Annotated in this window: 18 protein-coding genes; 8 read left to right on the forward strand and 10 right to left on the reverse strand. The window is 58.1% G+C overall.

What is annotated here, in order from left to right; all coding sequences use genetic code 11:
* The first annotated feature begins 130 nt into the window (after window positions 1-130).
* The 3 genes from JAO82_RS13025 (at window position 131) to JAO82_RS13035 (ending at window position 5,561) form a co-directional block, all read left to right on the forward strand.
* Window positions 131-2,410: an NADP-dependent malic enzyme gene (locus JAO82_RS13025; RefSeq protein WP_198686831.1), complete on the forward strand. Its 2,280-nt coding sequence runs from the start codon at window positions 131-133 to the stop codon at window positions 2,408-2,410.
* 328 nt (window positions 2,411-2,738) lie between these two features.
* Window positions 2,739-4,628 carry a propionate-CoA ligase PrpE gene (gene prpE / locus JAO82_RS13030; protein WP_198686832.1) on the forward strand — a complete coding sequence of 630 codons (1,890 nt, stop codon included), beginning with the start codon at window positions 2,739-2,741 and terminating at the stop codon, window positions 4,626-4,628.
* Between the two features lie 87 nt (window positions 4,629-4,715).
* Entirely contained in the window at window positions 4,716-5,561 is an 846-nt protein-coding gene (locus tag JAO82_RS13035) for an MBL fold metallo-hydrolase (RefSeq protein WP_198686833.1), read from the forward strand.
* Between the two features lie 503 nt (window positions 5,562-6,064).
* On the opposite strand, the gene JAO82_RS13040 is transcribed toward JAO82_RS13035, so the two are convergent.
* Together JAO82_RS13040 and JAO82_RS13045 are read right to left on the reverse strand one after the other, a co-directional pair.
* Window positions 6,065-7,132: a hypothetical protein gene (locus JAO82_RS13040; protein WP_198686834.1), complete on the reverse strand. Its 1,068-nt coding sequence runs from the start codon at window positions 7,130-7,132 to the stop codon at window positions 6,065-6,067.
* Entirely contained in the window at window positions 7,129-7,836 is a 708-nt protein-coding gene (locus JAO82_RS13045; protein ID WP_198686835.1) for a hypothetical protein, read from the reverse strand. Before JAO82_RS13045 ends, JAO82_RS13040 begins: the two co-directional genes overlap by 4 nt.
* 64 nt (window positions 7,837-7,900) lie before the next feature.
* On the opposite strand from JAO82_RS13045, the gene JAO82_RS13050 reads away from it, so the two are divergent.
* A complete protein-coding gene (locus JAO82_RS13050; protein WP_198686836.1) occupies window positions 7,901-8,890 on the forward strand; it encodes a hypothetical protein in 990 nt (329 codons plus the stop codon).
* Between the two features lie 7 nt (window positions 8,891-8,897).
* Here JAO82_RS13050 and JAO82_RS13055 read toward each other — a convergent pair whose 3' ends face one another.
* Together JAO82_RS13055 and JAO82_RS13060 are read right to left on the reverse strand one after the other, a co-directional pair.
* On the reverse strand, window positions 8,898-9,524 hold the full coding sequence (locus tag JAO82_RS13055) for a hypothetical protein (RefSeq protein ID WP_198686837.1): 627 nt from the start codon (window positions 9,522-9,524) through the stop codon (window positions 8,898-8,900).
* 425 nt (window positions 9,525-9,949) lie between these two features.
* Window positions 9,950-10,642: a winged helix-turn-helix transcriptional regulator gene (locus tag JAO82_RS13060; RefSeq protein WP_198686838.1), complete on the reverse strand. Its 693-nt coding sequence runs from the start codon at window positions 10,640-10,642 to the stop codon at window positions 9,950-9,952.
* A gap of 95 nt (window positions 10,643-10,737) precedes the next feature.
* On the opposite strand from JAO82_RS13060, the gene JAO82_RS13065 reads away from it, so the two are divergent.
* Window positions 10,738-11,553: a methyltransferase domain-containing protein gene (locus JAO82_RS13065; RefSeq protein ID WP_198686839.1), complete on the forward strand. Its 816-nt coding sequence runs from the start codon at window positions 10,738-10,740 to the stop codon at window positions 11,551-11,553.
* A gap of 300 nt (window positions 11,554-11,853) precedes the next feature.
* On the opposite strand, the gene JAO82_RS13075 is transcribed toward JAO82_RS13065, so the two are convergent.
* The 4 genes from JAO82_RS13075 to JAO82_RS13090 all read right to left on the reverse strand — a co-directional run bounded on the left by JAO82_RS13075 (window position 11,854) and on the right by JAO82_RS13090 (window position 16,407).
* Window positions 11,854-13,212, reverse strand: a complete 1,359-nt coding sequence (locus JAO82_RS13075; RefSeq protein ID WP_198686841.1) for an amidase — start codon at window positions 13,210-13,212, stop codon at window positions 11,854-11,856.
* Window positions 13,202-14,620, reverse strand: a complete 1,419-nt coding sequence (locus tag JAO82_RS13080) for a TRAP transporter large permease (RefSeq protein WP_198686842.1) — start codon at window positions 14,618-14,620, stop codon at window positions 13,202-13,204. The genes JAO82_RS13075 and JAO82_RS13080 overlap by 11 nt, the downstream gene beginning before the upstream one ends.
* Entirely contained in the window at window positions 14,617-15,201 is a 585-nt protein-coding gene (locus JAO82_RS13085) for a TRAP transporter small permease subunit (RefSeq protein WP_198686843.1), read from the reverse strand. The genes JAO82_RS13080 and JAO82_RS13085 overlap by 4 nt, the downstream gene beginning before the upstream one ends.
* 75 nt (window positions 15,202-15,276) lie before the next feature.
* Window positions 15,277-16,407 (reverse strand): TRAP transporter substrate-binding protein, encoded by a 1,131-nt coding sequence (locus JAO82_RS13090; RefSeq protein ID WP_198686844.1) that lies wholly within the window; start codon window positions 16,405-16,407, stop codon window positions 15,277-15,279.
* Between the two features lie 462 nt (window positions 16,408-16,869).
* Here JAO82_RS13090 and JAO82_RS13095 point away from each other — a divergent pair, with 462 nt between their 5' ends.
* From JAO82_RS13095 to JAO82_RS13105, 3 genes are all read left to right on the forward strand, one after another.
* The gene (locus JAO82_RS13095) at window positions 16,870-17,889 is read left to right on the forward strand and encodes a glycosyl hydrolase family 8 (RefSeq protein WP_198686845.1); all 1,020 of its coding nucleotides are present in this window, start codon (window positions 16,870-16,872) and stop codon (window positions 17,887-17,889) included.
* A 157-nt stretch (window positions 17,890-18,046) separates the two neighbouring features.
* On the forward strand, window positions 18,047-19,165 hold the full coding sequence (locus JAO82_RS13100; protein ID WP_332872531.1) for an HlyD family efflux transporter periplasmic adaptor subunit: 1,119 nt from the start codon (window positions 18,047-18,049) through the stop codon (window positions 19,163-19,165).
* Window positions 19,165-21,144 (forward strand): glycosyltransferase, encoded by a 1,980-nt coding sequence (locus JAO82_RS13105; protein WP_198686846.1) that lies wholly within the window; start codon window positions 19,165-19,167, stop codon window positions 21,142-21,144. Before JAO82_RS13100 ends, JAO82_RS13105 begins: the two co-directional genes overlap by 1 nt.
* Window positions 21,145-21,150: 6 nt before the next feature.
* Here JAO82_RS13105 and JAO82_RS13110 read toward each other — a convergent pair whose 3' ends face one another.
* Both JAO82_RS13110 and JAO82_RS13115 read right to left on the reverse strand, forming a co-directional pair.
* Window positions 21,151-21,723 carry a hypothetical protein gene (locus tag JAO82_RS13110; protein WP_332872532.1) on the reverse strand — a complete coding sequence of 191 codons (573 nt, stop codon included), beginning with the start codon at window positions 21,721-21,723 and terminating at the stop codon, window positions 21,151-21,153.
* Between the two features lie 91 nt (window positions 21,724-21,814).
* Window positions 21,815-22,990 carry a cache domain-containing protein gene (locus JAO82_RS13115; RefSeq protein ID WP_198686848.1) on the reverse strand — a complete coding sequence of 392 codons (1,176 nt, stop codon included), beginning with the start codon at window positions 22,988-22,990 and terminating at the stop codon, window positions 21,815-21,817.
* Between the last annotated feature and the right edge of the window lie 341 nt (window positions 22,991-23,331).

Genomic DNA, 23,331 nt, shown 5'->3' on the forward strand with positions numbered 1-23,331 from the left:
GATGGCTGCCCTGCCTTTTACGATCAGCGCGCGTCCTGCCGCAACCCTGCACGGACGCGGTACGCAAATGGTCGGTTCCCACGCGTGGGAAAGCGCGTTAACTAAGGCCCGTATTTACTGGGAGCCACAGATGTCCGACAAACAGACCTTCCGACAGGCCGCTTTATTTTATCACGAATTCCCCAAGCCCGGAAAGCTCGAGATCCGGGCGACCAAGCCACTGGCGAACAACCGCGATCTTTCTCGCGCCTATTCGCCCGGCGTGGCCGAAGCCTGTCTGGAAATTTCAGCCAATCCTGCCGACGCCGCCCGCTATACCGCCAAGGCCAATCTGGTCGGCGTAGTGACCAACGGCAGCGCCGTTCTGGGGCTGGGCAACATCGGTGCGCTGGCCAGCAAGCCGGTGATGGAAGGCAAAGCGGTTCTGTTCAAGAAATTCGCTGACATTGACTGTTTCGACATCGAACTGAACGAAACCGACCCCGAAAAGCTGGCCGAAATGATCTGCGCGTTGGAGCCGACCTTTGGGGCGATCAATCTCGAAGACATCAAGGCGCCCGATTGTTTCGTGGTCGAAAAGATCTGCCGCGAGCGGATGAACATTCCGGTCTTTCACGATGACCAGCATGGCACCGCCATCGTCGTCGGGGCCGCCGCGACTAACGCGCTCTACGTGACGGGTAAGCGGTTCGAAGACATCCGAATCGTCAGCACGGGCGGTGGCGCGGCCGGCATCGCCTGCCTCAAGCTGCTGATCAAGTTGGGCGTGAAGCGCGAAAATATCTGGCTCTGCGATGTGCACGGACTGGTCTACAAGGGCCGCGAGATCGACATGAACCCGCAAAAGGCGGCCTTTGCGCAGGACACCGACCTGCGCACGCTGGATGAGGTAATCGACGGTGCCGATCTATTTCTGGGACTGAGCGGCGCGAATGTACTGACACAGGACATGGTGCGGCGGATGACCAAGCAGCCGATCATTTTCGCGTTGGCCAATCCGGAGCCCGAGATCCAGCCCGACGCCGTGCGCGAGGTCGCCCCCGATGCGATCATTGCCACCGGGCGCAGCGACGTGCCCAACCAAGTCAACAACGTGCTGTGCTTTCCCTTCATCTTTCGCGGGGCGCTCGATGTGGGAGCGACGCAGATCAACGACGCCATGCAGATCGCTTGCGTGGAAGGCATCGCCGAATTAGCCCGTGCCACCAGCAGCGCCGAGGCGGCGGCCGCCTATCAGGGCGAACAGCTGACCTTCGGCCCTGACTACCTGATTCCCAAGCCCTTTGACCGGCGGCTGGTGGCAGTCGTATCCGCGGCGGTGGCACAAGCGGCGATGGACAGTGGCGTAGCCGCGCGCCCGATCGAGGACATGGCGGCTTATCGCGAAAAGCTGCACCAGAGCGTGTTCCGCTCCGCGCTGCTGATGCGTCCGGTCTTTGACGCCGCGAGCACCGCGTCGCGCCGCGTCGTCTTTGCCGAAGGCGAGGACGAGCGTGTTTTACGCGCCGCACAGGCATTGCTCGAAGAATCCACGGTCATCCCGATCCTGATCGGACGTCCCGAGGTCATCGAGACGCGCTGCGAACGCATGGGCTTGAACGTCCGACCCAATCGCGACTTCCAACTGGTCAACCCCGAGAACGACCCGCGTTATTATGACTATTGGACCAGCTATCACAGCCTGATGCAGCGCCGCGGCGTCACCCCTGATCTGGCCAAGGCGATCATGCGCACCAATACCACCGCAATCGGTGCGATCATGGTGCACCGCGAAGAAGCCGACAGTTTGATCTGCGGCACTTTCGGCGAGTTTAGTTGGCACTTGAACTATATCACGCAGGTTCTGGGCAACGCTGATCTGCATCCTCAGGGCGCGCTGTCGCTGATGATTCTGGAAAGCGGGCCGCTGTTCGTCGCCGACACACAGGTGCACCAACTGCCCGACCCTGAAGCCTTGGCCGAGATCGCTATTGGGGCGGCGCGCCATGTGCGCCGGTTTGGCCTTGAGCCGAATATCGCACTGTGTTCACAGTCGCAGTTCGGTACCCAAAACGACCCGGTCGGATCGGGGCCGCGCATACGTGAAGCGATGGCCATCCTCGACAGCGCGCCACGCGATTTCACCTATGAAGGTGAAATGAATGTCGAAACCGCGCTGGACCCCGAATTGCGCGCGCGGATCTTTCCGGCCTCGCGGATGGAGGGCATCGCCAACGTTCTGGTCTTTGCCAATGCGGATGCCGCCAGCGGCGTGCGCAACATTCTCAAAGTGCGCGCTGACGGGCTTGAGGTCGGGCCGATCCTGATGGGCATGGGCAACCGCGCGCATATCGTCGCGCCCTCGATCACACCGCGCGGGCTGCTGAACATGGCCGCCATCGCCGGCACCCCGGTTGCGCATTACGGCTGATTTTACGAGACCCGCCGCCGCGACAAAGAATTGCGGCGGCGGGAAGCCTAGAAAATCACTTTTTAATCGGTTTCACGCCCGGTTTTGCCGGCTTCTGTTTCTTGTCGCCCATGGCAACGCACCCTCTGCTAAATAGGACTAGCACCGCGCCCGTCCCGACTCGCTTTTTAGCATTGGAAACGTGTGTAAATCTGGCATAATTTCGACCTGCCCGAGGTCGCAAATCTGCTCTCCATGCGCCACGGTTGGTCGCCGGGTCATGGTTTTTGTTTCTGTATGAGCATGTGTCCGATCTTTTTTGAGCAAGCAAACGCAGAGGACGCGAGAGATGGGTTATCACGAAATATATGACCGTTGGAAGCAAGACCCAGAAGGGTTCTGGATGGACGCTGCCAGAGCGATCGACTGGGACCGAATGCCGTCTAAAGCCCTGTTCGATGAGAATGCGCCGCTTTACGAATGGTTCAGCGACGGCATGGTCAACACCTGTTGGAACGCGGTGGACCGCCATGTGGAACAGGGGCGCGGCGATCAGGTCGCGATCATCCATGACAGCCCGGTCAGCGGGGTCACGCGGCGCATCACCTTTGTGAACCTGCGCAATCGGGTGGCGCAACTGGCCGGGGCGCTGCGCGCCAAGGGCGTGGAAAAGGGCGACCGCGTCATCATCTATATGCCGATGATCCCCGAGGCGCTGGAGGCAATGCTGGCCTGCGCGCGTCTGGGCGCGGTACATTCGGTGGTGTTCGGCGGCTTTGCTTCCAGCGAATTGGCGGTACGTATCGACGATTGCAAACCCAAGGCGATCATCGCCGCCTCCTGCGGGCTCGAGCCGGGGCGCGTGGTGCAATACAAACCGCTGCTGGACGGCGCGCTGGAGCGTTGCAATCATCAGCCCGATTTCTGCGTGATCTTCCAGCGCGAACAGGATGTCGCGCAACTGGTTGAGGGCCGTGACGTGAACTGGCACGGCTTCCAATATGGCGTGGAGCCGGCGGAATGCGTACCGGTCGAGGGCAATCACCCCGCCTATATTCTCTATACCAGCGGCACCACCGGCGCACCCAAAGGGGTTGTACGTTCAACCGGTGGGCATCTGGTCGCGCTGAACTGGACGATGAAGAACATCTATAACGTCGATCCCGGCGATGTGTTCTGGGCGGCCTCGGATGTGGGCTGGGTCGTGGGGCATTCCTATATCTGCTACGGGCCGCTGATCCATGGCAACACCACCATCGTGTTCGAGGGCAAGCCCGTCGGCACCCCCGATGCGGGTACGTTTTGGCGGGTGATCTCCGAACACAAGGTGCGCAGCTTCTTTACCGCGCCGACCGCCTTTCGCGCAATCAAGCGCGAGGACCCAAAAGGCGAGTTACTCAAGAACTACGATATCTCCTGCCTGCGCGCGCTATATCTTGCAGGCGAACGCGCCGATCCCGACACCATCGAATGGGCGCAAAAAGTGCTGCAGGTGCCAGTCTATGACCACTGGTGGCAGACCGAAACCGGCTGGACCATTGCCGGCAATCCGGCTGGGATCGAACCGCTTCCGATCAAGATCGGCTCGCCCACCGTGGCCATGCCGGGCTATGACGTGCAGATCCTCGATGAGGCCGGCCATCCGGTCCCGACGGGTGAACTCGGGGCAATTGCGATCAAGCTGCCATTGCCGCCCGGCAATCTGCCGACATTGTGGAACGCCGAAGACAGGTTCCGCAAATCATATCTGAAACATTTCCCCGGCTACTATGAAACCGGCGACGCTGGAATGAAGGACGAGGACGGTTATCTTTGGATCATGGCGCGCACGGACGACGTCATCAACGTCGCCGGGCACCGTCTCTCCACCGGTGCGATGGAAGAGGTTCTGGCGGCCCATCCCGACGTGGCCGAATGCGCGGTGGTCGGGGTGAGCGACGACCTGAAGGGTCATGTGCCGGTCGGCTTTTTATGTCTGACCAAAGGTGTGGAGCGTTCACATGCCGAGATCATCAAGGAATGCGTCAAGATGATGCGCGACCGGATCGGTCCGGTCGCTGCCTTCAAACTGGCTGTGGTGGTAGAGCGGCTGCCCAAGACTCGGTCGGGCAAGATACTGCGCGCTACCATGGCCAAAATCGCCGATAACGCCGAGTTCAAAATACCGGCCACTATTGAGGACCCGGCCATTCTGGACGAAATCCGCACTGCTCTGCAGGGGCTCGGCTACGCGCGATAGCGCGCTGGTTCTGCCGGAAGTGCCCCATCGCATTTGCGTTTGTCAAAGATTGATGCGCCAATGCGATCTCATCACGGGAGGCACTTCGTGAACGAAGAAAAACGAATAGACGGCGACGAACTCGTCTCGATCTGCACGGCCTGCGGGACATCATATCCGCCATCCGCGGCGCCACCCCCCTCCTGTCCGATCTGCGAGGATGCGCGGCAATTCGTGCCGGATGGCGGACAGCGCTGGACCGATGCAAAACAACTTGCTTCGCGCCACAGCAACCGCTGGAGCCGCCCGGAACCGGATCTTTTTGCGATTGAAACCACGCCCCGCTTTGGCATCGGCCAGCGCGCATTTCTTCTGCGCACGCCTGCCGGCAATGTGCTTTGGGACTGTCTGGCCCTTCTGGACGATGCCACCCGAGAGATCGTGGCCGCATTGGGCGGCCTCAAGGCCATCGCCATCTCGCACCCGCATTACTACACGACCCTGCAGGACTGGGCCGCCGCCTTCGATGCTCCGGTCCTGCTGCACGCTGATGACCGCGAATGGGTAATGCGGCCGGATCGGCGGATCGTCTTTTGGGAGGGGGAAACGCGCGAACTGGCACCCGGCTGCACCCTGATGCGGTTGGGCGGGCATTTTCCGGGCGGAACCGTCTTGCATTGGGCAGCGGGTGCCCAAGGGCGCGGCGCGCTGTTGTCATCTGACATCGTGCAGGTCGCGGCTGACCGCAAGCGGGTGTCGTTCCTATGGAGCTATCCCAACATGCTGCCGCTGCCTGCCCCTGCTATACGCCGCATTGCAGAAAAACTAAGCCCCGTGTGCTTTGATCGCATCTACGGGGCCTTCGACGGTAAGACTGTGGTGAGCGGTGCCGACGGTATTGTACGCGACTCGGCGCGCCTTTACCTTGAGTTGCTGGCTGGCAGCGGCGACTGAGCCATGCGACCAACGGCTGAGATTGACAATCGGGGCAACCCAAAACCCGATCATGGGGTAGGTTTATTAAGCGATCTGGCCAATCAGATATGCGGCGACAATGACAACCACCGCACCCACATAGGCGGCCACCCCAAGGTTTTCAAAATACTGCTTGTTCATGCTTGTATCCTTTTTTTCGAGCTTCCTTTGCATGATCAATATAGGTCAGCATCTATTACCAAGTAAGCCCCCTGCGCCAGTTTGCCGCTGCAGTGCAGCATTTTTGTAACGCTCCTGCTCAAGTGTCGGGGGGTTTCTTCGTAAAAGCTGAAGAAGTCATCAAAACAAGCTTGGCGGCAGCGGCCTCACCTGCAAGCGCGGTAATAAAATGGCACGAAAATGGGCCGGAACCGCGCAAGGAACATCTCGGCCTATTGCAACCGCAAGCGCACATTCTGCCCGTCCAGCGCGATCACCGCGTAAGTCGCATCACCGCTCATGGCTGGCCGCATCAGCGGTTTTCAATCGTGCAACTCTTTTTCGGACTTGGCGCGGCTGGCGGCATTGCCCTTGCCATGTCGCGCAAAGAGATCACTCAGGATCTGGGTCAGGGCGGCGAGAATCGTCAAAACAGCGAATGCCGCGACGAAAATCGCGCTTGAACTCGCAAGATCAAGCAGGTCAGGACGGACGATCGCGGGGTCGCGCAAGCCGAACTGTCCGAGCCGCAATTCGGTACGGCCCGGTTCGGAAAGCGCCACGACCGTAAAAACCGCAGGCAAATCACCACCAAGAAACGGCGCTACATGGCCGAAAACTTTGACTGGTATCTTTTTATCGTCAACCACCGTTACCTCAACCCCGTGGTGAAGGTGGCCGTCTTTGATGACTTCAGTAAACTGGCGTAACCACCAGGTGAAAAGTGCCGTTTGGCGCGCCTCCCAGCGGCCTTCGTGGAGGTAATGGCGCACACCGCTGCGGATATCCTGCCCGATTGTCGCTGCGCCCTCGAACGTCAGCGCTGCATTGCGAAACCATGCCTTTGCGGGCACCAGAATGAGCGTACCCGCTGGAAGCCCCGGCGGCGTCACCTGCTCGCCCTCCCGATCCGGGTTCCCTGCCTTGCCGCTTGCCTTTAGGAACGGGAAGTCCCTCCCCGTCTCCACGACAAGGGTGCCATCTGGATCAAGTGTCAGACGAACACCAGAATGATCGGGCCACTCAATCGTGTAATCAGTCTGTTTCGAAATTTCATAGATGTTGTCCGGACATGGCGCATCCGGGTTCGCCGCCTCGCGTGGATCGGGGCTGTCGGCGGGTCGGCAGATGATCACTTGATCGAACTGCCAATTGTTGAAATTTCCAGTAAAGACGAGATCAAGAAGCGAACTACGCGCTTCGATCACGAAACTGCGCTTGAGGCCAATGAGTTGGGCCGCGATGAGAGAGAGAGTGACAGCCAGAATTGCCAGTACAAGTGTGAGACGCAGCCAACTCAGGATCTTGCGAAATCTTCTGCCGCCAATACCTGCAATTGCCTGAAATAATCGGCCGATTAGGCTCTTGATGCTTCCTTGCCCATCGGTCATTCCCCGAAAAGGTCCAGGTGAAACACATCAGGCTCTACGGTCTTGCGATTCACATAGCGATACAACTCGATTTCGACCGTTCCCGAGAGTCCCGCATTGTCGAGCACGCAGACGGTATCATAAGCAGACAGGCTCTCTGCGCGCACAGGATCGCAAGCGATGGCCTCGCTGGCGCCGTTGACATAAGCAAAGACCTGATCGGCGTCGAAACTGTTAAACAACAATTCAATTTCGCCATCGTCGGCACCATCCCAGATCGCAACCGTCGGCGTCCCCCGTGCACCATCGCAATCGCCGCTCGTTAACAACGCGGCAACGCCGTGCGCACCCTGCCTTCTTAGATAATCAGCGTGCGCCGTCGAAAACTCAAGACCGACGGGCGCAACGGTCGTTGCATCGGTCCCGCCTGCGTCCTCATAACGATAGCTTTCGCGCACGCTGTAGCGCCCATTGGCCGAAACCAGTTCGAGGCAGACTTCACTTTTGCGAAACTTGTCGGGCAGCCGGGCGGCAAGTGTAAATTTCTCGACATGCCGACCGCCGCGCTGGACGCCTACCAACACGGTGCCAGCAATCGTCGTGGAATTTTCATCCAGCTGCTCTTCCAGCGGCTTATCAACAAGTTTCAAACTTTGGGCAACGGCAGAGTTGTCAGCCAGTGCGAACATCGTGACAATGCTACAGATGGTAATGGCACGAGTCATGAAAATATCTCTGCAAATAGCGCTTACGAGCTTAGCATTTTTTCTGGTTATTGTCAGTGCTGCAATGTCCCAGACGGTTGCGGTGGAAAATGGCGATAACGGCAAGGGCTATGGCTGGATGTTCCGGCATAAGAGCGTGTGCTATGTCATCCTTCCCGAGCACGTGGCCGGGCGCCATCCCCGGATCACGCTCACCTCATCCGCGCCGGCGCTGACCGGAACCGGGACAGTCAGCAAACCTTTCTGGGAGGGGATCGACCTTGCAATCGCCACCGTTCGCGGCGCGATCGAGGAAAGATGTTCGGGAACTCTCTCGGATCTTGCGCTCACGCCTGTGGAACGCGCATCGCGGACGGCACAGCTTGAACGACTGACATCCGCCGGAGAGGTCATGCGCGACCCGATCACCATTGACCATTTTACATATCGGACCTTTACTGCCCGGCGACGACAGGATGGCAAGGCGATCCGGCAAGGAACCTCTGGGGCCTTTGCATTTGTCGGCAACAAACCGGTCGGAATGGCGATAAAGTCGCCCGAAGACACCACCGGGCTGTTCATAAGATCCGATGAGATTCATCTCAACGTAAACCGATATGTTAACGAAATCCGGGCTCCACGTGCAGTGGCGGCTGACACCGTGCCTTCTATGCCCGGCGCCCTGCCACTGGTTCTTAGACGCACCAGCGCGCCGCCCATAAACCCGCAATATGCACCGGAAAATCTCTTGGGGGCGGGGCCTTATGTCTTTGACCTATCGGGCCGCGTCACCATCGAGTTCGATATTCCCGGCGAGGGGGTCAGCGTAATATCGCGCGTCTTGATCACCGCTCCAAGCGGGGGCGACTACTCTCTCCCACACGAGATCTTCGTCGAAGTTTCGCCGTTCCCCGGCGGTGGACGTTATTTTGCTTTGGGGCGCTTCCAGATGGGATTCGACGGTGTCCTTGATACCGGGCGGGTTGCATCGCGGAACGCGCGTCGTTTGCGTCTGACGGTTTTAAACGCCTGGAGTGACGGGCCGGTTGCCATTGAAGAAGTCCGGGCATTCTGACGGTTAATCAGTCGATCAGTTGAACCGTCAGCGGAACAGGCTCCGCGACCTTGTAAATCTTCGCAAAGCCTTTCAGCAGGCCTTCATCTGTTACATCGGTGCGCGCCGCCAGCATCTTGTACTGATCATGGGTAAAATACACGCCGTCGCTGTTGACCGTCACAAAACACCCGCTGCGTGCATTGACATGCAGATAGCAACCGTCGTCTGCAGAATACTCCCCAACCTTGATCTTCCAGTAACCCTGATTTCCGGGCTCTGTCGATCCCGAATAATAGCCCACAACTGTGCTCGTGAAATTCGGGTCCGGATCGTCTCCACCTTCGAATTTCAGAGTCAGGGTCGGGCCGCTTTTCAGGTGTGCTTCGACGGCAGCTCTGCGCACAACGGGATTGGGCGAGAGCAACCCAAACTCAAGCGCCATGCGTGTCAGCTCGGCATTGCCGCTTTCCAGCATGATCTGCATAGCCGCGAGACTACGCTCAGGGTCGGGATCGTTGAGGAGCTCCCCATAAGGATTAAGGGCCGATACACGCTGATCCACCAGCGCCGCGATTTCCTCAGGCGTCGGCGTCTGTGCGGCGACGGACGTGGCGAGGACAAATAATAGGGTCGCGTAAGTTTTCCGTAGCATCGAAACTCCCATCGTTGCGTTAAAACGTGAAGATCAAATCTACTGCCCAAAACTCTGCATGCGTTCAGCTATCTCGGCGGTTCTTTAATACTTATCCCCGTGCCCCCTGCAGTTAACCGCGTTCAATATCAGAGGTGTTTAATAACAAATCTTGCGGGACTTATCATGTTCGGTCAAGCGCTGGTTCAACATGGAAACGGCGGCTTCGAAGAAACAGAGCGATTAGATCAAACCGGCGGTGGTGCCCCAATATTTGCGCGGCGCACCTTTGACTGACGCACGCGAAGCATGGTGGCAGGGTCTGATCTGCCAATGATCTTTCATCCAGTGGCACTTCCCCCGGTGATATTTATGACCTCAACCGGATCAAATCCGAGTGGCAATAAACACTTGCGATCCCTAAGGTTTTAGATTGTGTCAATCGTTCATGCCTTGCGAGGGCGTCTTGAAACTTCCCGCGCGAGCGGGCTGAGATTTAGCCAATCAGCGAACGCCTCTCGGGCCCAAGCCTCTCCGATTACTTCGAGTCTGTTTGACTCAATTGCGGCCGCAAGCCGGATGTCGCCTCTAATCACATGAATCGCATCCGGCAAAGTGCAGGAAAGATAGAGATCCACGTCTCCGCCGGGGTCCTTGAGGCATAGTTCGCATTGCCCCGATTGGTTGAGAAACCACCAAAAGCGCTTCGCCGCTACCTGATCTGTCAGGTCCAGCCGGATAAGTCCCCTGCGCTCGCCAAAGGCCAGCGGATTGGCCGAGCTTTCGATGCTCCACACCAAAAGTCCGAGGTCGATCTCATGGTCTTGAAGATCTCGCCGAGTCCACCTTTGCCCCCAAACGCCAAGAGCCTCAACCAGCGGCACGAAATCCCGCCCGGCTTCGGTCAGGGAATATATCGGATGTCCGCCCTCGGTGGCCTGGCGCTCAATGATCCCCTCGGCCGCCAGCGATTTCAGGCGGCTTGAGAGCAGCGAGGGTGACATGAGTGGAACCCCGCGCTTAAGGTCCGAGAATCGGCGCGGGCCAGCGACAAGGTCCCGTAAAATCAGCGCATTCCACCGCTCACAGAAAACTTCTGCCGCTTTCGCAATGGGGCAGAATTGACCATAGCTTTTCATTCCGGCCAACGGTTTTTGCTACAGATATAGAACTATACCATATCACCTCTTGAGACGCATACTGGAGCTTCCAAAGCAGAAAGGAGGACGTCGCCATGAGTTTTCCCGAAAATGCAGCCACGACCGGTCAGGTCACGGCGACGGCGGCTGAAATTTACGATGCGTTCTTTGTCCCCGCCTTGTTTGGCGAATGGGCCAGACCGTTATGCGATGCCGCAGGCATCGCCTCTGGCGTTCGCGTGATTGATATTGCCTGCGGAACCGGCGCAACGACACGCGCCGCTCAGACTGCGGCATCTCCCGGTGGCGAAGTCATGGGGCTTGATCGCAACACTGGTATGTTGTCCGTTGCACGCGCCCGGTCGCCTGATATCGCATTCATCGAGGGACGCGCCGAAGCACTCCCCTTTCCCGACCAAAGCTTTGACGTGGTGCTTTGCCAGTTTGGCCTGATGTTCTTCGAGGATCGGGCGGCGGCCCTTCAGGAAATGCGTCGGGTCTTGCGCCCTGACGGGCACGTAGCACTCTCTGTCTGGGACCAAGTTGAGACGTCGCCGGGCTATGCCCGAATGATTGCTCTGCTTAACCGGTTGTTCGGCAAGGAGGAGGCCGACGCACTCCGCGCGCCCTTTGTGCTTGGCAAATTACCTGAATTGCAGGCTCAGTTAGCCAGGGGCGGCATGCGCGGTGCAAAAATCAGCACGCAAACCGGAATGGCGCGGTTTGAATCTATTGCCGAATGGGTTCGGACGGACGTGCGGGGCTGGACTCTAGCGGACATGATTGACGACGATCAATATGCAGCATTGGCCGACGCAGCGGAGCGGGAATTTGGCGATCTCACCAGCCCGGACGGACTGGTATGCTTTCCAGCTCCGGCACATATTGTGACGTGGCCATCGCCTCGGTAGGAGGCCCTCAACCATGAAGAGCAGCGCGTCGTAGGCAGTGCCAACGCCTGCTCCTCCATAACGCTCGGGCATCTCAATCCATAACAACCGCAAAATGAAAACAGAACCAGAACCGGGCCACTGGGTCAGTGGCGCTTGTTGCGACTTGACGTGACAAAGTCATAGGCGACCAAGGCGAGCGTTATGAGGATAACAATTACCAAGTCAGGGCTGGGCACTTCAAATGCAAGGATTAACAAGAACGCCGCCAACGCGGCATATGCAAAGAGCGCAAGGATAGGATTCATATTCTTTTACCCCTCATGGTGAAGCGCCGTCCGCCCAGTTGAACAGCCATTGCGCGGTCCGCATGAGCTTTGCGTCATTGTGGCGTGCGCCGACCAGCTGCACCCCCATGGGCAGTCCTTCTTGCGAGGTCAGCAACGGCAGGCTGAGGCAGGGAGTGCCGCAAAGCGTCCAAAGACCGTTGAAGATAGGATCGCCAGTTGTCTCAAGCCCCCGAGGGGCCGGGCCTGTCGCGGCCGGGCACAGGATTGCATCACAGCGCGCCAGCATCACGTCAAGCGCGGCATTCAGCAGCTTGGGCGTATCACGCGCCGACAAATAATCGCGGGCAAGCGTGGCATTCCCTTGTTCGATCGCTTCACGGGTCTCCTTGCCCAACTGGTCTTTTCCATCACGCCAATAGGGGTAATAGTGATAGGACATCTCGACGAAATTGATCAGCTTGCGATGCTCGGCAGCGGTGTCAAAAAGAGCTGGTAACGGCAACTCAAAGGCCTGATCGCCTAGCGCTTTCACCAGTTCGTCGAATGCGTCACGCAATTGCGGATCTGCGTCGTCCCATCCGGGGGGGCGCAGAAAACCAAAAAGCGGCGGCAGCGGCGGCTTTGACTGGGCAGCGTCAAACAGGGCCGGTGCGGGTTCCGGACAGGTCGCCGGATCTTCGGCATCGTAGCCAAAAAGCACCTCTGCCAACAAAGCGGCTCCGGCGGGGTCGCTGGCAAACACGCCGACTGTGTCGAGCGTGGGGGATTGCGTCAGGAGGCCGCGGCGCGGGATGGCGCCAAAAGTCGGCTTGTAGCCCGTGATTCCGCAAAACGACGCCGGCCTGATGATGGAGCCGCCGGTCTGGGTACCTATGGCCAGCGGCACCATAGCGGCGGCCACCGCAGCGGCCGAACCCTGCGACGAGCCACCCGGCGTGTGGGCCAGATCATGGGGATTGGCAGTTTTGCCGGGATGCATGAAGGCAAGCTCCGTCGTGACGGTCTTGCCCATGATGATCGCTCCTTCTTTCTTGAGTTGCTCGACGATGAAGGCATCTGCGAGCGGCACCCGCCCGGCATCAAGCGCACAGCCGTTTCCAGTCGGGATACGGGCCGTGTCGATGACGTCCTTGAGACCTACTGGCAGCCCGTGCAAACGCCCCAAGGGACGGCCAGCGCGGCGATACGCATCGAGATTGCGCGCCTGGGTGCGGACGAATTCGGGATCGAACCACGCCCAAGCGCCCACTTCGGGCTCGCGCGCCTCAATCTGCGCTATGTAGGTTTCCACCAAGGTGATCGCATCCAGCGCGCCCGACGCCAGCCTTTCGCGCAACAAGGCGGCGCTGGGAGGATTGCCAATGGCGAACTGCCTTGCTTCAACGTCCATAAAATTGCTCCGGAATATGAAACACGAGCGACGGGAAAAGATATATCAACACCATCGACAGGATGACACAGAACAGAAACGGCATCACGCCGCTGAAAATCTGCGTCAGGCGCAGCTCGGGCGGTGCGATTCCCTTAAGATAGTAGGCCGACATGGCCATAGGCGGCGTCAAGAAACTGGTTTGCAGGTTAAGCGCCACAAGGATTCCGAAAAACAGCGGATCAATATCGAATACGGCAAGCAGCGGCAAAAATATTGGCACGAAGATAATGATTATTTCAGACCATTCCAGCGGCCAGCCCAGCAAGAAGATGATGATTTGCGCGAGGATCAGGAACATGATCGGCGACAGGTTCAGTGACTGCACGAATTCCGAGATCACCTGCTCGCCGCCCAGATACGAAAACACCGCCGAAAATATGTAGGAGCCGACAAACAGCCAACACACCATCGCGGTAGTGCGCACCGTGAGATAGACGCTTTCACGCATTCGTTGCCACGTCATGGCGCGATAGACGAAGGCCAGAAATATCCCGCCCAATGCCCCAATCGAAGCCGCCTCGGTTGGGGTGGCAAGGCCGAACAGGATAGACCCCAGTACCGCCAAGATCAGAAAGGCGAGCGGCACAAAGGACGTAACGATCATCAGCAGCAGCTTGCTCATCGGGATGTTCGGCACTTCGTTTTCGGTGGGACGCGGGGCCGATGATGGCTGAAGTATCGACCGACCGATGATATAAACCAGATAAAGGCCAACCAAGGTCAGCCCCGGCAGCAAGGCAGCCGCATAAAGCCTTACGATCGAGACGTTGGTTGCCGCCGCATAGACGATCAGCATAATTGAGGGTGGTATCAGAATGCCCAGCGTGCCGCCTGCGCAGATGATGCCCGCCGCAAAGGAAGGATTATAGCGCGCTTTGAGCATTGCCGGCAGCGCCAGCAAGCCCATCAGCGTTACGACGGCACCAACGATGCCTGTCGCCGTGGCAAAAAGCGCACAGGTGATCAAGGCGGCCACACCCATCGATCCGGGTAGGTTTTTCGAGGCGATGTTGAGCGTCGTGAACAACCGATCCACGATGTTCGAGCGCTCCACGATATAGCCCATAAACAGAAACAGCGGCACTGCTGTCAGCACCTCGTTCGACATCACTGTAAACGTTTGGTTTACAAATAGATCGAATACTCGGTTATTCAGAAACCCCTCAAACCAAGTCGACCATTGCTCCCATTGCCCCGCCGTTTCATCTAAGCGGTCAAAGCTGCGCCACATGCGGCGCGCGTCAAAATAGGCATAATAGCCAAAGCCGATGCCCATCGCCATCAATGTAAAGGCAATCGGAAAGCCGAGGAATACGAAGGCGATGAATAACCCTAGCATCATCAAAGCGATTTGCGGATCGGTCATGTACTATGCTCTTTCTCGGCTTTATTGACCGCCCGCATTATGAGGTCTTCGGTTTCGAAAACGTCCTCATCTGCTTCCAGCCAATCATTGTCTCGCATTGCCAAAATGCATCGACATACTTGCGCGATACCCTGAATAAACAGCAAGATGCCCGCAGCTACGATCACCGCCTTGAACTGGTAAATCGGTACACCGGCCGGGCTGTTGACCGACACTTCGCCGTATTGCCATGATCGGGCGGCATATTTCCAACCGGACAGGATCAGGGCCGTTACACCGGGGAAAAAGAAGATCAGATATAGTAAAAGATCGATCTTGGCCTGAGACTTGGGCTGCAAGAGCCGGTAAAGGAAGTCCCCCCGCACGTGCCCGCCGCGCGACAGGGTATAGGCACCGCCCATCATGAACAGCGTGCCGTACATGACAAAGGAAACATCCAGCGCCCAAGCAGTTGGTTTGTTCAGCGCGTAGCGGACAAAAACTTCGTAACCGGTTCCGAGAGACATCAGGAGAATCAGCCAAGCAAATGCCTTTCCGAACCAAGCGGAAAGGTTATCGGCGAACCGAATGAAAGCTATCATACTCCCTCCCATAGCGGCCAAAGGATCCCCGGCACATAACGTGCCGAGGACCGTCTCATGCTTCTTTCATCTCTGTCAAAGCTTGAGCTTACCGGGGAAGTAATGCTCATAGGCCAGCGCATAATCGGGCGAGTTCATCAGCTCATAAAAGCCGACTATTTCGGCCCAAGCCCGCTGGCTGTCTAGAATCTTTTTCATGAACGGATCGCCTTCCAACATGGGAATCAGATCATCCCAGCCCTTGAGCTCGGCATCAAGGATCTCTTTGGAAGTACGATGCACGGTGACCCCGGCCTCGTTCTGGAGCCATTGAAGATCTTCTGAATAGCGCCGCATGGCTTTGTTGGTATTCGCGGTCGACGCCGCTTCGACGCCATATTTCAGGATCGCCTGAAGGTCTGGGTCAAGATCCTCAAGAAAGGTTCTTGAGAACAGGAATTCGAAGGCTTCGGACGCTTGGTGATAGGACGACAAGTAATAGTTCTTGGCCACGTCCTGCGCCCCGAAGTCCTTGTCAGACGATGGGTTGTTGAACTCGAACGCGTCGATCACGCCGCGCTCCATCGCGGGAACGATTTCGCCGCCCGGCAATTGCGCTACCGACATGCCCATGCTGGCCATCAGATCAGCGGCTAGCCCCACGGTACGGTATTTGAAACCGTCTATGTCGGCGACAGTGTTCACTTCGCCCTTGAACCAACCAAAGGGCTGTGCCGGCATCGGGAAGCCAAGATAACCGACCACATCAAGCCCCATGATATCCTGGGTCAGCTCGCGGTAAAGTTCCTGACCACCGCCTTCATAGAACCAACCGAGCATCGCGGTCGACGAGCCACCAAACACCGGACCGGTGCCGAACAGCGAAGCAGCTTTATTCTTGCCATACCAATAGGCGGAAACGGAGTGCGCTGCATCAATCAAGCCATCATTTACGGCGTCCAACACCTGGAATGCTGCGACCACAGCACCTGCTGGCAGCACATCTACCTTCAGGCGACCACCCGACATTTCCTCCACCCGCGTGGCATAATCACGAGCAAAGTCCTGCCAGATATTGGCATCGTTCCACGATGTCTGCATCTTGAGAACAATTGGCGATTGCGCCAGTACCGCCGGTGCAGCAAGCAGGCCGCTGGAAGCAACTCCCCCGGCAACGGCCGATTTGGTCAGAAACGAACGCCGATTAAAGTTTTTACTGTTTAACATACTTTCTCCTCCCAGAGCGATCGCACGTTCACTCTATGCAACGTAGGCAAGAAACGACGATCTAGGATATCACCTTAACGTATCGATTTTACTTGGCAAGGAAACAGACGCGAGAGCGTGGCAAATGCATTGAACACAGTATGATCCGAGCCTTCTGAAACGCAGGGCAATCCCCAATGGCTTCGTGATCTTCGCTGAGTTTCTCAGATAAACAGAATCACAATAGTTTGGGTTTACTCAATTCATCACTGATTGAGCTTAAGGGTTTAACCCCACGGTTTGATAGTGCGACCCTCTCGGTACATTATTGCGCAGTGCCCGGTATCCGCCACAATCAGGGCGCATGATGTGCTTGTGCATCGACATTTAAATAGCGCCCCTCCATCAAGCCCGCGGCACCGGCGTGAAGCGGAGCGCGTTAAGCCCCTCCTTCTTTCCGCAGCCTTATGATAGGTCTCACCTATGCACAGTGCGCCTTTTCACCGACGTGACCTACTCCTCGCTTTCGCTGGCCTTGCCGCAGGACCGGGGTGGGCGCTGACGACCAGCGAACAGGCTTGGGACAGTTGGAAGGCCGCCTTTGTCGAGGACGATGGACGTGTGATTGACGACGAGCAGGACGGCATCAGCCACTCCGAGGGGCAGGCCTACGGCCTCCTGCTGGCGCAGGCCTTCGGCGACCGCGACACTTTCGAGCGGATCGAAACTTGGATCCGCGCCACGCTCGCCACCAGGCAGGACGCTCTCATGGCTTGGAAATGGCAGAACGGTGCGGTGCGTGACTGGCGCAACGCCACCGATGGCGACCTGCTGCGGGCTTGGGCTTTGCTGCGGGCAACCCGGGATTCAGGCTGGTCCGGACATTTCCGCCAGGTGCAACGTATCAGCAGGGATCTTGTGCGAATCTGCTTGGCTCCAGACCCACGCGCCTCCGACGAGCCGCTTTTAAAACCCGCCGACCAAGCGATGGCGACAACGGCCTCGGTCATCGTGAACCCATCTTACTACGTCTTTCGTGCCCTGATCGAACTCGGCCAGGCCACGAACCAGCCAGCATTGATACGCACCGCTGCCCATGGCGAACGGCTTCTGACCGATCCCGGCGCACTGCGCGACTGGATAGAGGTCCAGCCTGACGGTCTGGTACCGGCGCACGGGTTCGAAGATTGCTTTGGCTGGGATGCTCTGCGCATTCCGCTCTACCTCGCCTGGTCAGAACGCACTGACCACCCCGCACTCGCGCGTGTGCGCGATAGATTTGCGGCGACCTCTTCGCCAAAGCATGTCGCCACGGTTACGGGTCCTGATGGTCAGATGCGCCAACACAGCGATGCACCGGGCTTTCGCGCGGTGGCGGCTTTGGCAGCGTTGCGCGCCCCTGGCCCGGCTGGCCCACCCGGGCAGGGCTACTATCCCGCGACCCTTGGTCTGCTGGCACAAATTGCATGGCGGGAAGGTGTAAAAACGCCACGTTCCCACTAATTTCCCGCATGTCGGCTCGAACAGTTGGATGCTTGCGGCTAAAGTTCCTTGCTCGCGCCGATATCGCCTGCCGTCGGCGCCGATCCACCATCGGAGAGCCTACATGAAGCCGTTTCGCCTGATACTCAGCATTACTCTCATTGCGCTGGCAACTTGGGTGATCATTGCCGAGCAGATGGCCGGCGCGAGCGCGGATGCCGTCATCAACGCTCCGGTAGTGACAATTCGTGCCGACACAGCTGGTGACATCTCTCTTTCCAATCATCCCTTCGGCGCGCGTGTGCAGGAGGGTGAAACCATCGCAACCGTCACAGATCCGCTGGTGGATACGGTACGCTTGAATGACCTGCGGATGGAACAGGCGTTTGCCAAAGCCGAAGTCGCGCGTCTTTCGGCTGACCTCAACAGCACCCGTGCGATGCGCGATCACTTTAATGACCGTGTCGCAACCTTCCGCGGCGCGCGCCTCGAAGAACTGCGTAAGCGGCTGCACCATGCGCGCCTGAGACTATCTATCCTCGAAGGCGGAGATCTGCCTGACGGGACCGATCAGCAGATCATCGACCTCGTGAATAAGTTGCCCGATCGCCTGCCGCAGGAGCCGGGCATTGCCCCGTTAATTCTTGATCACGCCCGGGAACGGGTTGAAATTCTCGAGATCGCGCTGAATGCGGCCGAGACGGGCATATTTCTTGGCGACGGTTACAATGGTTCCTCTAACGCAGAACAGCGCGCCACCGAGCTGCAGACCGTGATCGCGGGGCTGGAAAACAGCTTGGCGGAGGCGCGCAGCCGGCTCAATGCGCTTTCTATCCGCAGCCAGCGCGAAACCCTGCGTGTCAACACTGCGAGCGGCGGAGATATCCGCTCTCCGGTCAATGGCATTTACTGGGAAATCCTGCAGTCCGATGGCGTCAACGTGCAGCGCGGCGATCCGATCCTGCGGCTGATAGATTGCGAGGCAACCCTCATAACCCTGTCCGTCACCAAACGGGTGTTCAACACCTTGCGCATTGGCGACCCCGCTTCCTTTCGCCTGACTGGGCGCGAACATGTTTTTGACGGCACTGTCGCCCGGCTCGCCGGAACCGGGGCGAACACAATCTACCATAACCTGGCCGTCGCACCCTCACAAAAGCACCTCGAACGCTTTGACGTTGCGCTGTTGGTGCCGGGGCTGGCCGCCGACGCCGAGCACGGCTGCTCTATCGGACGCACCGGACGTGTTTTCTTTAGTACACGTCCGCTCAACTGGTTCCGGACCCTGTTCGACTGATGATTCCTTTCCCGCACCTTGGTGAATTGGGCTCTGCGACGATGCACCTTTTGCTGGTCATCGGCGTGGCGGGGCTGCTGCCGACTCTGATTGACCCCAAGCGCACGTTGCACCGGTCGCTTCTACTTGGGGTGGCCGCCCTTTTGGCGCTGCGCTACGGCTGGTGGCGCGCGACAGAAACGCTTGCGCCCTTGGCGTTTAGCTTCGACACCGTCGCAAGCTGGTTGCTATTCGCCCTCGAAGCCTTTGCCATCGCCGGATCGCTCAGCGCCTTCTTGATCTTGTCACGCGTCAAACTACGCAGCGACGAGGCCGACGCCCACGCGCAATGGTGGGGGGCGCAGGAGCCGCGGGTTGCGATCCTGATCGCCACCTATAACGAGGGGAAAGATGTCCTCGAGCGCACCATCGTCGGCGCAAAATTTCTGCGACACCCGAATAAGGAAATCATTGTCTGCGATGACAAGCGCCGCGACTGGCTGCGCGACTACTGCGCAGAAATGGGCGTGCGTTATCTCCGGCGGCCCACCAACGAGGGGCAAAAAGCCGGCAATATCAACCACGCATTGGAGCGTTTAGCCGAGGATCCAGTGCTACCGGACTATGTCGCCGTGCTCGACGCCGACTTCGTTCCACATCGCGGGTTCTTGTCTCGCACGCTAGCACTGTTTCACGACCCCGGCGTCGGACTAGTGCAGACACCGCAGCATTTCTTCAATGCCGATCCGATTCAACACAACTTCAACCTCGGCCGGTCTTACCCGGACGAGCAACGCTTTTTCTTCGACCACGTGCAGCCGTCACGCGACGCTTGGGGGATCGCCTTCTGCTGTGGCACCTCGTCTATCTGCCGCTGGGAGGCACTTCAGGATATCGGCGGATTCAACACCGAGTCAGTGACCGAAGACTTCATGCTGACCCTTGCGTTGCAGAACGGCGGTTGGAAAACTGTCTACTTGGCAGAACCGCTGACCGAGGGCCTCGCCCCCGAAGGGTTGAAGGAATACGTCGCACAACGGGCGCGCTGGTGCTTGGGCCTGATGCAGATCGCGCGGTCTTCTCTGGGTCCACTGGCACCCAGCAAGCTCCGGATGCGTGACCGATGGAGCGTGGTGGATTCGATGCTTTTCTGGACAACCACCTTCCCCTTTCGCATCGCCGTCATCGTCTTTCCGCTGCTGTATTGGTATTTCGATGTAATCGTGGTGAATGCCCGCCTGCCAGATGTCATCAGCTATTTTGGCACCTATTACCTCTGGATTCTAATGTCCTTGAACCTTCTCAGCCGTGGCATTGTGGTGCCAATCCTCAATGACGTTAGCCAATTATTGGGTGCGATCACGATCAGTCGCGCGGCTTTTACTGGACTGTTCAAGCCGCATGGCCATCCTTTCTCCGTTACCGCCAAGGGCGGAGATCGATCGAAGGTGGTGGTGCAGTGGCGCATGATGATGCCGTTCCTCGCAGCCTTCGTGCTGACTTTGTCGGGGCTGCTCGTTGGCATTTTCTTTGACCAGTTCGCCACCTTTTCGGCTGGTGAGGGCAAATGGGTCATCTTGTTTTGGAGCCTTTATAACCTGGTATTGCTGGCGGTGACCTGTCTTGCCTGCATCGAGCGACCGCGCCGGGAACTCCACGTCGCGGCCCAACCCGAACGCGCGACATTTGCCGTTAGCGGGCGCCAGCACCAGCTTTGGATCACCTCCCTAACGATGGACACGGTGCGCATCCGCGGCCTGAAAGTCCCGCTTGCAACCCGTGGGCAACTGATCATCGACGGCATTCCGGGCAGTGTCCAAGCCTGTGCCATCGCGGAAGTCGAGGATGGCCTGCGCCTGCAACTGCTGCCAAGCGACGACCAACGAGAGGCTTTTTTTGTCAAGTTCTATGCCGAAGGAAATGAACCCGGCGTAACTCAGGTCCGCGTCCACGCGCTCATAAAGGATTTGACGCGGCGTTTCGGACCGCGTCGGAGATGACCTCCTTCAGTAGGTGTTGACCGACAGACCAAGGAAGACCTCTTCGGCCTTAAAACGGTAACCTCCACGCAGGCTGACCGGCCCGTCATCCAGCTGATAGTTCACCGCAAACGAATGTTCTGAATAGAAATCACTGCCGCCGGCTGTCAGATCGACGGACAGCCCTTGCCCATTGCCAAGCTGAGCCAGTGCAAACCAGTCACTGTCAATTGTGTTGAACTGCCCTGACAAGAAAGCGAACCCATAGCTCGTCGTTTGGTAGCGTTCCACGACCAGTTTGATACCGACCGACAGGCCACGCCGTGCGGCGCTGGTGCCGAGGCTCGGGCCGATCTTCGCGGTACCAATATTCTCGACCGCAAAGTCGCGCAACAGGTAGGTCCCAGCGCTCCAGCCGCCCTTGTAAGAGGAGTAATTCGCTCCAAAACTGAGCTTGTCGCGGGTGGCCGCAACAACCGCGTCGGAGGTATTCGACGCCAGATCGAGTTGTAAAAACGTACCTTCTGCCTGCACGGCAAAAGCCGAGCCAATGAGCAGGCTGCAGGTTGCTAAAAATAGGGAATGGGGCGCCTCGGTCACGAATTTCCTGTGCATGGGGATTGTGGAATGGTGGCCTGCAACCTGGCCGCAAAGTCTGGTGATCGCAAGAAGTCTCTCCCGCCGCGCTTGTTCAAGATTCGCCTCCGCGCTTGGTGCGCAGCCGGTCGCCTGAAGTTGGCTTTGCTCGCTCTTCCTGACCAGCACCGGGATCGAACGGCGATGTTTTTGAATGCGATGGGTGCAGCGTTATAACGGAAGAGGTTTGATCTCCGTGCAATTCCTCGCGCAACGCCAACTTCCCCTGGATACGTACCAGCGCACGCGACAGCAAGATGGCCTCATGGGAGCTGCGGCTTTCGACTGGGTATTCATAGGCGCCGTTGGCCGTGACAACGGCGGTCGCCGTTAACTTTTCCAACGGTCCCAGCAGAATACGCAGGACAAGCAGCGTTGCACCCAGCACAAAGAACGCGGCAATGACAACTGAGATGATCACACTCCTGAGCAGGCTCGGCAGAACGTTTTTCAGGCTGTCTCGGTCCAGCACGGCAAAGACCCGCCAGCCAAAATCAGGAAGCGTATCGCTGAGAAAGCTCGACGTGAAGGCATAGAGATCCTCAGCTTGATCCAGGGCACGGAATGATTCGGCCGCACTTTGACCGAAACTGGCTTGGGTCAGGATGGCATCGGGTAAGGGGCCGGGAGCATCTCGGGTATCGACAATATAGGTGCCCGCCCGATCCTGTATCACGACGTCAATGTGAAGCTGATTGCGGGCCTGCACCAACATGGAGCGAACCCAATCCATGCGCAGACTGTAGACCATCACGCCGACCACCTCGCCGGTATCGGCGTTATGCACCGGCATAAAGAGATCCAGAAGTGACTCGCCCTTGTCTCGTCCGCTCTGCCTCAGCAAATCGCTGGAATAGACACTGCCCACATTGGGACCGCGTAGACCTTCCTGATACCAGTGACGTTCGCTGACATCCTCCCCTTCACGCAGGCGATTCGAGCCCGAAATAATGGTGCCGCTTAGGTCTACCATGCCGGACCAGGCCACTTGCCCGCCGGTTTGCACGACAGTATCCATAATGTCGTTGAGATCTTGCTTGGGTGCCTTGCCGACATGGCGGGCAACGGCTTGAAGGCCCCTCCATTCTCGTTTCATGGCCGTGTTGAAACTGAGACTGATAGCATCGGCGCCACGCAGGACGATGTCTTGCTGCAATTGCTGCTGCGCCTCAGTCAAGCGTTGTGTGACGGTGACGGCGACGAAGACCGCAGCACAGAAGACGGATACCAAGACGGTTATCGCGATTCGAGTAAATGCGCGTGGCGAAAAACTATTGGACAAGACTCGTATTTCCCCTTTCGTCTCCGCATAGACCGCCCGCGACGCCAACTTCGCGCCTTCGGCCGTCCAAAAGTCTCGAGAAATTCAATAAATCTGATGAAAGTTGGCCAATCTCACCAGATGTGACGCCCCTATCCCATTGCATAGCAGAGAACAACTGAAGCGCTTGACGGACATCGGGCCATATTGGCAGCGGTATTCTCGTCGGTATAGCTGAGCAGCAGAACGGCCGCCGCGCCTAGCGCCAAGCTGGCGCCGATGCCGATGCCGATGAGGATCAGGCGGTGCGT

The sequence above is a fragment of the Pontibaca salina genome (genome assembly GCF_016307205.1).
GTDB lineage: Bacteria > Pseudomonadota > Alphaproteobacteria > Rhodobacterales > Rhodobacteraceae > Pontibaca > Pontibaca salina.

Excerpts from the sequence above, each read along its gene's own strand:
- JAO82_RS13025 (WP_198686831.1), top strand. The coding sequence starts at position 131 with ATGTCCGACAAACAGACCTTCCGACAGGCCGCTTTATTTTATCACGAA.
- prpE (WP_198686832.1), top strand. The coding sequence starts at position 2,739 with ATGGGTTATCACGAAATATATGACCGTTGGAAGCAAGACCCAGAAGGG.
- JAO82_RS13040 (WP_198686834.1), bottom strand. The coding sequence starts at position 7,132 with ATGACCGATGGGCAAGGAAGCATCAAGAGCCTAATCGGCCGATTATTT.
- JAO82_RS13045 (WP_198686835.1), bottom strand. The coding sequence starts at position 7,836 with ATGACTCGTGCCATTACCATCTGTAGCATTGTCACGATGTTCGCACTG.
- JAO82_RS13050 (WP_198686836.1), top strand. The coding sequence starts at position 7,901 with ATGTCCCAGACGGTTGCGGTGGAAAATGGCGATAACGGCAAGGGCTAT.
- JAO82_RS13055 (WP_198686837.1), bottom strand. The coding sequence starts at position 9,524 with ATGCTACGGAAAACTTACGCGACCCTATTATTTGTCCTCGCCACGTCC.
- JAO82_RS13060 (WP_198686838.1), bottom strand. The coding sequence starts at position 10,642 with ATGAAAAGCTATGGTCAATTCTGCCCCATTGCGAAAGCGGCAGAAGTT.
- JAO82_RS13065 (WP_198686839.1), top strand. The coding sequence starts at position 10,738 with ATGAGTTTTCCCGAAAATGCAGCCACGACCGGTCAGGTCACGGCGACG.
- JAO82_RS13075 (WP_198686841.1), bottom strand. The coding sequence starts at position 13,212 with ATGGACGTTGAAGCAAGGCAGTTCGCCATTGGCAATCCTCCCAGCGCC.
- JAO82_RS13080 (WP_198686842.1), bottom strand. The coding sequence starts at position 14,620 with ATGACCGATCCGCAAATCGCTTTGATGATGCTAGGGTTATTCATCGCC.
- JAO82_RS13085 (WP_198686843.1), bottom strand. The coding sequence starts at position 15,201 with ATGATAGCTTTCATTCGGTTCGCCGATAACCTTTCCGCTTGGTTCGGA.
- JAO82_RS13090 (WP_198686844.1), bottom strand. The coding sequence starts at position 16,407 with ATGTTAAACAGTAAAAACTTTAATCGGCGTTCGTTTCTGACCAAATCG.
- JAO82_RS13095 (WP_198686845.1), top strand. The coding sequence starts at position 16,870 with ATGCACAGTGCGCCTTTTCACCGACGTGACCTACTCCTCGCTTTCGCT.
- JAO82_RS13105 (WP_198686846.1), top strand. The coding sequence starts at position 19,165 with ATGATTCCTTTCCCGCACCTTGGTGAATTGGGCTCTGCGACGATGCAC.